This window comes from Pseudomonas sp. P5_A2_2 (assembly GCF_054177685.1).
The window spans coordinates 1-2,195 of sequence record NZ_JBGCUL010000762.1 but is presented as its reverse complement, the minus strand read 5'-3'; the positions used below and the strand labels follow the sequence as shown (position 1 = coordinate 2,195).

The 2,195-nt window shown below is 61.1% G+C and carries 2 protein-coding genes; one reads left to right on the top strand and one right to left on the bottom strand.

The window, feature by feature from the left end; genetic code table 11:
- A partial coding sequence (locus ACXRVY_RS25310) for a virulence factor family protein (RefSeq protein WP_458238559.1) occupies nucleotides 1-1,043 on the top strand: 1,043 nt, incomplete at its 5' end.
- A 253-nt stretch (nucleotides 1,044-1,296) separates the two neighbouring features.
- Here the strand turns inward: ACXRVY_RS25310 and ACXRVY_RS25305 are convergent.
- Nucleotides 1,297-2,195, bottom strand: an 899-nt coding sequence (locus ACXRVY_RS25305; RefSeq protein ID WP_458238558.1) for a KUP/HAK/KT family potassium transporter, incomplete at its 5' end; no start/stop codon positions are given.

The following is a 2,195-nucleotide window of genomic DNA, read 5'->3' as shown; positions in this document are numbered from 1 at the left end:
AGATTGTCCAGGTGATCCTGCCCAAGGACTGCCTGCTGCAAAGCCGTGCCTTGCAATCGGGCCTGAGAGAACTGAAAGGCCCGGCGACCCTCGTCAGCGGCATCGGCCCGGGCGCCGTGCTGACCTGGCGCTGGTTGTCCGAGCAGAAGAACGACAAGGCTCAGGCCGTCTCGGTCGACCTGGCCCTGGAAAAGCCCGGCTGCACGCACTTGCTGCCGAAAAGCGCGGCCCACGGCCACTGGCTGGTGGCATGGAACGACAACCCGGACGACACCAGCGCCGGCTTCGTGCGCGATCAACCGAACGCCGAAACCAGCATCAGCGACTACGACATCAACCTGCCGCAAGTGCTGAACAACGAACTGCGCAAGATCCTCGTCGGTGGTGACAAGGCCTCTGGCGGCCTGCAGATCCCGGTGGTCGAAGTGCCGGCAGGCCAGGCCAGGGACACCGTCACCCTGTTCCTGTCCGGTGACGGCGGCTGGCGCGACCTCGACCGCGACGTGGCGGGCGAGATGGCCAAGATCGGCTACCCGGTGGTCGGCATCGACACCCTGCGCTACTACTGGCAGCACAAGAGCCCGGAGCAAAGCGCGCTGGACCTGGCGGAACTGATGCAACACTACCGACAGAAATGGGGCACCAAGCGCTTCATCCTGACCGGTTACTCGTTCGGCGCAGATGTTCTGCCAGCGATCTACAACCGTCTGGCCGAATCGGAGCAGCAACGCGTCGACGCGATCATCCTGCTGGCCTTCGCCCGTACCGGCAGCTTCGAGATCGAAGTCGAAGGCTGGCTCGGTAATGCCGGCAAAGAAGCCGCCACCGGCCCGGAAATGGCCAAACTGCCAGCCGCCAAAGTGGTGTGCATCTACGGTGAAGAAGAAACCGACGAAAGCGGCTGCACCGACAAGACTGCTGTGGGCGAAGCCATCAAGCTGCCTGGCGGCCATCACTTCGACGAAAACTACCCGGCGCTGGCCAAGCGTCTGGTGGATGTGATCGAGAAGCGGCAGGTGAAGGAAACGGCTGCTACAGAGTGATCTGAGTCAGCCGAAAAAAGCCCTCGTTACCTCACGGTAGCGGGGGCTTTTTACATTCGACCAATCAACGCAGCCCCCTGTGGGAGCGAGCTTGCTCGCGATGGCGATAGACCAGGCAACATCACTGTTGAATGTGGCGCCGCCATCGCGAGCAGGCTCGCTCCCACAGGGGATCTTCACTGGCTTCAGAAAATGCATTGAGCACAAAAAAGCCCCCGCTGCCGCAATGGCAACGGGGGCTTTTTGATGAGGCTTACATCTCCACCTGCGTCCCCAGTTCAATCACCCGGTTCAGCGGCAGATTGAAGAAACGCAAATTGCCATTGGCGTTCTGCAACATGAAGGCAAACAACCCTTCGCGCCAACGGGCCATGCCTTCGAGCTTGGAGGCAATGACCGTCTCGCGGCTGAGGAAGTAGGTGGTACGCATCGGGCTGAAATCCAGTTCATCGAGGTGGCACAGTTTCAGCGCCTGCGGTACATCCGGCTCATCGGTGAATCCGAAATGCAGGATTACGCGGAAGAAACCTTCGCCGTAGGAGTCGACCTCGAAGCGCCGTTGTAGTGGCACCCGCGGGATGTCTTCGTACACCACCGTCAGCAACACCACCTGCTCGTGCAACACCTGGTTATGCAGCAGGTTGTGCAACAACGCATGGGGCACGGCATCCGCCCGCGCTGTCAGGAACACGGCGGTGCCCTGAACTCGATGGGGCGGTTGTACGGCAATGCTGCTGATAAAGATCGGCAGCGGCAATCCACCCTCATCGATGCGCTCGACAAGCAACTGCTTGCCGCGCTTCCAGGTAGTCATCAACACAAACAGCACAATACCGGCGATCACCGGGAAAGCCCCGCCCTGGACGATTTTCGGCACGTTGGCGGCAAAGTACAGGCCGTCCACCAGCAGGAAACCGAACAGCAGCGGAACGGCGAGAAGCGGTGGCCATTTCCACAACAGCAATATCACGGCCGACACCAGGATGGTGGTCATCAGCATGGTCCCGGTCACCGCCACACCGTAGGCCGAGGCCAGGGCACCGGAGGATTCGAAACCCAGCACCAACAGCACCACGCCGACCATCAGCGCCCAGTTCACCGCGCCGATGTAGATCTGGCCCTGTTCGGCACTGGAGGTGTGCCGGATGTGCA